Below are 8,937 nucleotides of genomic sequence, written 5' to 3'. Positions count from 1 at the left end.
ACCTGTCACAGTCTGTGGTCAATGTGCAGTCGCTGGAGAACTACATCGCGGCGAAACATAACTTCGCGGCATCGAAGCTGAACGCGGAAGATGCCCGTGACATGGTCACGCTGACAGTAGGCAATGCGTACCTGCTATGCATCGCGGATGCCTCGCGCGTGGAGAGCGTGCAGGCCCAGGTGGACTCGTCGAAGGTGAGCCTGGATCAGGCGACAGCCGCCCACGATGCCGGCACGAGCCCGAAGCTCGATGTTCTGAGGGCCCAGGTGGACTATCAGAACCAGCAGCAGCAACTGATCTCGGCGAAGAACGACCTGGCAAAGGACAAACTCGCTCTTGCACGCACGATCGGCCTTCCTCTGGAGCAGGAGTTCCGCCTGACAGATACGGCTCCGTTCGCTCCGTTGGAGGAGCTGAATGCCGACGCAGCCTTCCAGCAGGCGCTGAAGAACCGGAAGGATCTGGCCGCTGCTGAGGAAACGCTGAAAGGCGCGGATGCCCAGAAGACGGCGGCATGGGCGCAGCAGCTTCCGGCTGTGACTGTGAGCGGTGATTACGGCGATATCGGACCCACGCCTGGCCACTCGCACGGAACCTATACGGCAAGCGGCAATGTCAAGGCTCCGCTACTGCAGATTGCGAAGACGCATGGCGATGAAGAAGTAGCGGACGCGAGTTACCAGACGGCTCGGGCTCAGCTTGCCGATAAGGTGCAGCAGGTCAATCAGGATATTCGCACGGCGATTCTGGATATTCAGTCCGCGGCGAAGCTGATAGAGGCAACGCATACCAATGTGCTTACGGCGAATGAGGCTTTGAGTGAAGCTCAGGAGCGGTTCAAGTCGGGAGTGAGCGATAACCTTGCTGTGTCTCAAGCGCAGGCGCAGTCCGCGCAGGCAAACGATCAGTACATCAGTGCGCTGTATCAACACAATCTCGCCAAGCTGGAGCTGGCGCGTGCTTTGGGTGTAGCGCAGACGAACTACAAAGATTACGTGGGAGGAAAGTGACCGTGGCGGACGGACAACAGAATCAGGAACAGCAGAGGATTCAGCCGCAGGCTGTGCAGGAGCGCAGCGATGACACGGCGCCCGAGCAGCCGGAGAAGAAGGCCAAGCGGCGCGTCATCGTGATTGCGGTGCTGGTGCTGCTGGCACTGGCGGGCAGTTTGTTCTATTGGCGCAGTACCTTCACCGAAGACACCGATGATGCCCAGGTAGACGGCGATCTGTACCAGGTGAGCTCGCGTGTGACCGGCCAGGTCATCAAGGTCTACGTGGAAGACAACCAGACGGTCGAGGCCGGCAAAGTGCTGGCGGAGATCGATCCGAAGGACTACGAGGTAGCGCTGCAGCAGGCCGAGGCGCAGCTGGCGAATGCCCAGGCCTCCTACGAGCAGGCAACGGTGAATGTGCCGATCACGAGCCTGAGCACTCGTACAGAAACCTCGACGACGAGTTCTGATGTCCAGGGAGCTATCGCCGCCGTGGCGCAGGCGCAGAAGCAGGTCGCTGCTGCCGATGCCCGGGTGGAGCAGGCGAAGGCAAACTTGACCAAAGCCGACCTCGACGTACAACGGTATACGCCTCTTGTAGCCAAGGACGTGATCTCGAAGCAGCAGTTCGACGCCGCCGTGGCGACGGCTGCCGCACAGAAGGCGCAGTACCTTGAAGCCCAGTCGTCTCTGGTGGCTCAGCAGGAAGCGGTCCGCCAATCGCAACAGAAGCTGATTCAGTCTCAGGCCAGTGCTGCTCAGGCTGCCAAGAATGGTCCTCAACAGGTCAAAGTGCAGGAGGCTCGCGCCGCTGCCGCCGCTGCCGAGGTCAGGCAGGCACAGACACGGATCGACCAGGCCAAGCTGAACCTGAGCTACACCAAAATCACGGCCCCGGTGACGGGCATTGTGAACAAGAAGAATGTCCAGGTGGGGGCGAACCTGTCCATCGGACAGAATCTGTTGACCATCGTGCCGCTGGAGAACCTTTGGGTGACGGCAAACTTCAAGGAGACCCAGCTCGATAAGATGCATCCCGGCCAGGAAGTCGTGATCAAGGTTGACGCTCTGGGGGGACGTGAGTACAAGGGCAAGGTAACCCAGATTGGCGGAGCCACTGGCTCGCGGCTGTAACAATGGCTGTCGCTATGAAGAAGGTTGAGAACAMAGACCTGATCACGCCCCACTGGCATGAGAAGGCGAAGGAGATCCAGAAGTACGGTTCGGTGGTGAAGGATCTCCCGAACGCTCTGGAGTCCGATGTTCGTGAAGCGATGTGCGCTAAGCTGAACCAGCTTTTGGCGGACTCGATCACCCTCCGTGACATGTATAAAAAGCACCATTGGCAGGTGGCGGGACCTACCTTCTACCAGCTTCACCTTCTGTTTGATAAGCACTTCGAAGAGCAGGTGGAGATCGTCGACGTGATCGCCGAGCGGATCCAGTTGCTGGGTGGTGTCACGATCGCGATGGGAGCGGATGTGGCTGAGGTATCGCAGATTCAGCGTCCGCCCCGCGGTCGGGAAGAGGTTCCAGTGCAGATCTCACGCCTGCTGGATGCCCACCGGGTCATCATCGAGGAGTGCCGTAAGCTCGCCGAGGATGCCGATAAGGCGGGCGACGACGGCACCAACGATCTGGCGGTCAGCGACGTGCTCCGCCCGAATGAGCTGCAGAGCTGGTTCCTCAGCCAACACCTGGTGGAGATGCCGCTGACCTTTGCGGAGTAAATCTACTTCGGAAGCCCTAAAATAGGAGAGCCTGTCCCTGGCGGGGCAGGCTCTTTTTGCTGCTTTGCACCTTCTTTACCCATCCATACATCTAGTGAGTTAGGATGTAACCTCCTCCGGGGCCACTCTCATGCCTATCGCCATCGAGTTCTTTGTGCAGTACGCCTACGTGATTTTGTTCACGTGGGTCCTGCTGGAGCAGCTCGGCATACCAATTCCGACGACGCCCGCGCTGCTCACGGTGGGAACCCTTTCGGCTGCCCACAAGCTGCATGCCTCCATTGCTCTGGCTGCAGTCGTAATCGCGTGTCTTCTAGCGGACTCCGTCTGGTGGTGGTTGGGACGCCGGTTCGGCGGTCGGGTCGTGAAGCTGGTCTGCCGGCTGAGCCTGGAGGCGAGTGCCTGCGTCAAGAAGACGGAGGGGTACTTCGGCCGCCGCGGCGGTGTGACCCTGCTGTTCGCCAAATTTGTGCCGGGCCTGAACACCTTGGCTCCGCCCGTTGCCGGACAGACGGGTATGTCCTATCCGAAGTTCCTGGCGATGGATGGGCTGGGAGCACTGATCTGGGGAAGCGCCTATATCTTTGCCGGCAGGTTCTTCGGCGATATCGCCAAGAGGAACGCAGCGTTCTTCCACTGGATGGGACGGTTCGCAGGGGTTCTGTTCGTTCTGCTCGTCATCGGCTTCCTCGTGCAGAAGGTCTGGCGGCAGCGCAAGTTCCTTTTGAGCGTGCGCGAACTCCGTCTGGACGCTTCTGAGCTGAAAAAGATGATCGACACCGCGTTGGAAGACGGAACGGTAGCGCCGTTCATCGTGGATCTGCGGCATCCGTTGGACTACCTCCCGGATCCTCGAGTGTTGCCAGGCGCCGTCCGCATTCAACCGACGGAGCTGGAGAAGCAGCATGACCAGATTCCGCGCGACCGGGACGTGGTACTGTACTGCACCTGTCCGAGCGAGGAGACCAGTGCGAAGGTGGCGCTACGCCTGCACAAGCTGGGCATCTACCGCGTAAGGCCATTGAAAGGCGGCTTTGACGGGTGGAAGCAGGCCGGATATCCCCTGGAAGAGTATGTCGAGCCGGCTTCCACCGGGTCAAAGCTTGCGGTGAGCGCCTGATTCTGGTTGCCACTTTCTGGTTCCTAGGGCGTATCGACAAATTCGAGATAACCCATACACCGGGTGCCCCATGTCCCGGGGACATGGGCCCGTTTTTTTAGCTGCCCATGGTGAAGTTGATGGTGATAGTGGTTTGCACCTCTGTGGGTTCTCCGTTCAGAAGATAAGGCTGGTAGCGTGCAGCGCGGATAGCGTCGAGGGCTGCGCCGCGCAGCATTCCAGGGCCGCTAACCACCTGCAGGCTCTCGATCGTTCCTGACTTCGAGATCATCGCCGTGACGATAACTGTGCCGCGGACTCCAGCGGCTCGGGCTATGGCCGGATAGACCGGGGTGATGGGCTTCAACAGAAGGCCGCGTGTAATGCCTTCCGAGACACGCTGAACCGCGGGCTTCGGCTTGGGGACGACGCTGACAACGGGAGGAGTCGGCCCAAGATTCGAAAGCACTGAGCCGATGACGTTGTTCGTACTATTCCCTGTGCCGAGGCCGATATTTGGGATGCCATTCTCTGCGAGACCTGGGTCCGGCGTCGCATCGGGCAGATGCGGGATATGCTGGGGAGCGGTAAATGCGTTGTCCACCATCGGTGTCGTCGGTAACACTGTCCTCGCTACGGTCTGCGCGATGACCTGAGGCGCTTTAGCAGGCATCGGCGGCTGAAGCGGTAGCGGTGTGATCGCCGACTTGGGAAGTGCTTCGGGGTAGAGCAGCGGATAGGTAATGCAGGCTGCTCCAATAACTAGCTGGAGACCAATCGAGGCGATAGCTGTGTAACGGCGGGCGGTGTGAATGCGTCCTGTGGATTCGATCAGGGCAGACTCAAGCATGGTGGCACTCTCCTTCATGTGAGTGCGCATCCAGCGAGGAATGCGTACGCTGCCATAGACACTGGCGGCCCTAAGTTTGTTCCTTACCTTCTTGTTCCCTGTATTCCTGTTCCAGCATCGACATCAGTACCAGCGAGGTATAGTTCCCGTCGTGATAGTGGGCTTCTCGCAGAATTCCTTCCTGCTGGAAGCCGGCAGAACGGTAGAGCGCCTGGGCGCGCTCGTTCTCTTCGGCTACATCCAGCCATAGCCGATGCGCACCATACTCGCGGAAGGCGAGCCGCATCGCTTCAAGCAGCATCGGACGGCCCAGGCGCTGGCTGGGATTGCGTACTGCGATACGGCGCAGTTCAATGATGTGGTGCGGTGAACGACGCCCGGCCATAATGACGTACCCGGCAACGCTGTCGTCCGCGTGACGCGCAACGAGGTAAGCGAGATTCGAGTCATCGAGGGCGGCAAGATGTTGTTCCGACGGCTGCACGGTGATGTATGCGGGATAGAGTGACTCGATCGCGCAGATGGCCGGAATATCGTCACGTGTAGCTGGTTGAAGGGGCATGCCTTCAGCGTAGCGCAGGGTAGGATAAGGGGTGGTAAGGAGAGTCGAGTGGCATTTCGGGATTTGCGGGAATGGATCAAGGCGTTGGAGCAGGCTGGGGAACTGGTGCGGATCCGCGAGCAGGTCGATCCTATCCTCGAGATGGCCGAGATCGCCGACCGTGCGGTCAAGAGCGATGGTCCGGCGCTCCTCTTCGAGAACGTGAAGGGATATCCCGGAAGCCGCGTCCTGATGAACCAGTTCGGTTCAGAACGCCGCATGATGATGGCGCTGGGGGTGAACTCGCTCGATGAAGTCGCAGGACGCATTGAGGAGCTGCTGCATCCGCCGATGCCCGGCGGCCTGATGGACAAGCTGAAGATGCTGCCCAAGCTTGCAGAGGTCGGCCGGTTTTTCCCGAGGGTCGTCAGCAATAAAGACGCTTCTTGCAAAGAGGTCATCCGCCGCGAGAACTTCGACGTCCTTGAGTTTCCGGTGTTGAAGACCTGGCCGCAGGACGGTGGCCGTTTTATTACGCTGCCGCTGGTAACGACGAAAGATCCGAAGAGCGGTAAGCGCAACCTGGGCATGTATCGCATGCAGGTCTATGACGGTCAGACAACCGGTATGCACTGGCAGCGGCAGAAGAACGCCGCAGAGCACCTGCGCGAGGTCCTGCGTGAGGCAGCCGGTAACAGCACCGATGCGGTGAACGTGATGGCCCTGACGCAGGGGGGAACGGCAGCCGCTGCCGATGTAAGCAGCGTGCCGCAGCAGGTGCTGACGAAGATTCGTGGCAGCCGGATGGAGGTCGCGGTAGCGATTGGCTCCGACCCGGCGACGACCTTCGCGGCGATTGTGCCTGCTCCGCCCGAAGTAGAGGAGTACCTGATCTCTGGCTTCCTGCGGCAGCAGCCGTTGGAACTGGTGAAGTGCGAGACGGTCGATCTGGAGGTGCCGGCGCATGCGGAGATCGTGCTGGAAGGCTACGTCGACCTGACAGAGTTGCGTACCGAAGGCCCCTTCGGCGATCACACGGGCTTCTACACCATGAAGGACGAATATCCCGTTTTTCACATTACGTGCATCACGCATCGCAGAGACCCCGTGTATGCTGCCACGATAGTGGGCAGGCCTCCGATGGAAGATGCATGGATGGGGAAGGCGGTGGAGCGTATCTTCCTGCCTTTGATGAAGCTGACCTGTCCGGAGATTGTGGATGTGAATCTGCCGCCGGAGGGTGTCTTCCATAACCTGATGATCGTCTCCATCAAGAAGAGCTACGCCGGACAGGCGCGCAAGGTGATGAACGCCATTTGGTCCATGGGGCAGGCAATGTTCACCAAGATCGTGATCGTGGTGGATGAGGACTGCGATGTGCAGGATCTGGCCGAGGTCACGCTACGGGTAACCAACAATATCGATCCGGAGCGCGATATCCAGTTCACACTGGGTCCTCTGGACTCTCTGGATCACGCATCGCGTCTGCCGAACTACGGCAGCAAGATGGGGATCGACGCAACGCGGAAGTGGGCCGCAGAAGGCTTCACCCGCGAATGGCCGGACATGCTGGAGATGCCGTCAGAGATAAAGGCTCGGGTCGACAGTCTCTGCCGCAAGCTGGGGTTCAACTGATCTGATGAAGCGCTGGTTCTTACGCATTCTTGGAAGTCTTCTGGTGGTGGTTCTCGTCGCTGGTGCAGTGTTTTACCTACGGCCCCTGTGGGTGAGCGATCAATTGCTGCGCTACAAGATGTGGCGGCAGGGTGTAAGCAGCCATTACATCGAGCTGGACGGTCACCGGATTCACTACGTTGAAGCCGGGCCTGTGAACGGGAAGCAGCTATTGCTGGTTCACGGACTGGGAAGCCGTGTCGAGGACTGGGCTGAGTTGATGCCTCGTTTCGCCGGTGAGGGATATCACGTTTACGCACCGGACCTGTTAGGCTACGGCCGGTCTGCAAAGCCCCAGGGTTCCGACTACTCCATCGTTGAAGAAGAGAAGATGGTGGTGCAGTTCATGGACGCCATGCGCCTGGCACAGCCAGACGTGATCGGCTGGTCGATGGGTGGCTGGGTAAGCATGCGGCTGGCGGTCGATTATCCGCAGCGCGTTCGGCGTCTGGTGCTGTATGACACCGCCGGACTCTACTTCCAGGTGGACTTCTCGTTCGACAACTTCACGCCGAAGAGYATCGACGAGGTAACTGAGCTGCTGCGCGTTCTGGAGCCGGTGCCGACACGTCTGCCGGACTTCGTATCCCGCGATGTTGTACGGCGTGCCTCCGAGAATGGATGGGTGACGCAGCGGAGTATTCACGCGATGACCATCGGGCGAGAGCTGATGGACTTCCGCTTGAGCGGCTTGAAGCTGCCCGTGCTGATCGTGTGGGGAAAGATGGATCGTCTGATTCCTCCCGTGACCGGCGAGCGGTTACAGCAACTGGTGCCGCAAGCGCGGCTGGAGATCGTGGATGGCTGCGGACATTTGGCTCCACGCGAGTGCCCCGTGCCCGTCTTCGCGGCTACGAAGGAATTTCTCACGTCAGAGCCCGCAACCGCCGGCGGCCGCAGAGAATGGCCGAAGTAAAGCGAGTTGCTGGTTGCTAGTTCCTGGTTGCTGGACGGGGATCAACCAATCTCGAACAACCCATACACGGGGTGCCCCATGTCCCGCGGGGACATGGGCCCGGCCTTTACTGTCCCAAGCACTGGTGCCGATCTCTTTTGAATTGTCGTTCGGGTAATGGAAGTATGACTGTACGAAGCGAGAATGCTATTTAATCTTCCGGCTTCCATTCATACGCCCCAGCCTGCGGAAGGCCGATATGCGCCAGAACGCGATGAACAAAGTTGCGAGCGATATCCTCGACGCTTTGAGGATGGTTATAGAAGGTCGGAATAACCGGATAGATGGTCGCACCGGCCTCCGCTGCAAGCTGCATATTGCGTAGATGAATGCGATTGAACGGCGTCTCGCGCACGCACAGTACCAGTGGCCGGCGCTCTTTCAGCGTGACATCCGCGGCGCGTTCGATGAGGTTAGAGGCAAGGCCGTTGGCGATGCCCGCCAGAGTACCCATGGAGCAGGGAAGCACAATCATGCCGTGGCTAAGATGACTCCCACTGGCAATCGCTGCTCCTATGTCGTCCTGTCCGTGATGCACGATCTTGTCTGAGCTTCGGCCAAGAAGACGTTCCACCAGTTGGGTGCGGCCGGCTAGTTGCAGCTCTTCGGCAAAGACACGGAGAGCTGCATCCGATGCAACCAGATGGATACGGCGAACGCGAGGGTCGGTATCGAGCATCTGAAGAGCAAGACGTGCGAAGATCGCACCGCTGGCTCCGGTAATCGCAAGCGTGATAACCCGTTCTTGCACAATAACTTCGCTCACAGCAATCATTAGAGCATTTTCCCTGTTGCTGGGTAGTCCGGAAGGGTGTGCTGTGGCGTTTTCATTGCGGAAAACGCCCATAGATGCGGGAGTCCGCGCGACATCTACAGGAAAAATGCTCTATCGCAGACAAGGTGAGCAACCAATCCCGTCGCGACTTTTTTCTGTTGTGGAGGTCGAAGCCTACGAAGCCGTAAACAGTTTGTTGTAAGTTGCATCGAAATAGATACGGGACTGATGAGCTTATTTGGGTTGGGGAGATTTTTCCGTTGGGGCATATATGCGGTACTTTTTTTTGCCTCGTTTGCCGCGCAGGGCAGTGTCGCAC

Annotated in this window: 9 protein-coding genes; 6 read left to right on the top strand and 3 right to left on the bottom strand. The window is 59.1% G+C overall.

Translation table 11 applies throughout. The annotated features are described in order from the left end of the window. From AB4043_RS09610 to AB4043_RS09595, 4 genes are all read left to right on the top strand, one after another. A partial coding sequence (locus AB4043_RS09610; protein ID WP_442306948.1) for a TolC family protein occupies positions 1 to 1,010 on the top strand: 1,010 nt, incomplete at its 5' end. Between the two features lie 2 nt (positions 1,011 to 1,012). Next, positions 1,013 to 2,128 carry an HlyD family secretion protein gene (locus AB4043_RS09605; protein WP_442306947.1) on the top strand — a complete coding sequence of 372 codons (1,116 nt, stop codon included), beginning with the start codon at positions 1,013 to 1,015 and terminating at the stop codon, positions 2,126 to 2,128. Between the two features lie 14 nt (positions 2,129 to 2,142). Continuing rightward, positions 2,143 to 2,724, top strand: a complete 582-nt coding sequence (locus AB4043_RS09600) for a Dps family protein (RefSeq protein WP_442306946.1) — start codon at positions 2,143 to 2,145, stop codon at positions 2,722 to 2,724. Between the two features lie 130 nt (positions 2,725 to 2,854). Then, the gene (locus AB4043_RS09595; RefSeq protein WP_442301251.1) at positions 2,855 to 3,844 is read left to right on the top strand and encodes a VTT domain-containing protein; all 990 of its coding nucleotides are present in this window, start codon (positions 2,855 to 2,857) and stop codon (positions 3,842 to 3,844) included. 97 nt (positions 3,845 to 3,941) lie between these two features. Here the strand turns inward: AB4043_RS09595 and AB4043_RS09590 are convergent, their stop codons facing one another. Together AB4043_RS09590 and AB4043_RS09585 are read right to left on the bottom strand one after the other, a co-directional pair. Further along, positions 3,942 to 4,673 (bottom strand): TonB family protein, encoded by a 732-nt coding sequence (locus tag AB4043_RS09590; protein ID WP_442301252.1) that lies wholly within the window; start codon positions 4,671 to 4,673, stop codon positions 3,942 to 3,944. Between the two features lie 70 nt (positions 4,674 to 4,743). After that, a complete protein-coding gene (locus tag AB4043_RS09585; RefSeq protein ID WP_442301253.1) occupies positions 4,744 to 5,235 on the bottom strand; it encodes a GNAT family N-acetyltransferase in 492 nt (163 codons plus the stop codon). A 48-nt stretch (positions 5,236 to 5,283) separates the two neighbouring features. Here AB4043_RS09585 and AB4043_RS09580 point away from each other — a divergent pair, with 48 nt between their 5' ends. Together AB4043_RS09580 and AB4043_RS09575 are read left to right on the top strand one after the other, a co-directional pair. After that, positions 5,284 to 6,849: a UbiD family decarboxylase gene (locus AB4043_RS09580; protein WP_442301254.1), complete on the top strand. Its 1,566-nt coding sequence runs from the start codon at positions 5,284 to 5,286 to the stop codon at positions 6,847 to 6,849. A gap of 4 nt (positions 6,850 to 6,853) precedes the next feature. Then, a complete protein-coding gene (locus AB4043_RS09575) occupies positions 6,854 to 7,804 on the top strand; it encodes an alpha/beta fold hydrolase (protein WP_442301255.1) in 951 nt (316 codons plus the stop codon). A gap of 190 nt (positions 7,805 to 7,994) precedes the next feature. Here the strand turns inward: AB4043_RS09575 and AB4043_RS09570 are convergent, their stop codons facing one another. Further along, positions 7,995 to 8,618, bottom strand: coding sequence for a UbiX family flavin prenyltransferase (locus AB4043_RS09570; RefSeq protein WP_442301256.1), 624 nt, complete (start codon positions 8,616 to 8,618; stop codon positions 7,995 to 7,997). Between the last annotated feature and the right edge of the window lie 319 nt (positions 8,619 to 8,937).

It is taken from the genome of Terriglobus sp. YAF25 (assembly GCF_052113305.1).
In the GTDB taxonomy this organism is placed as follows: domain Bacteria; phylum Acidobacteriota; class Terriglobia; order Terriglobales; family Acidobacteriaceae; genus Terriglobus.
This window is presented reverse-complemented; position numbering and strand designations above follow the sequence as displayed.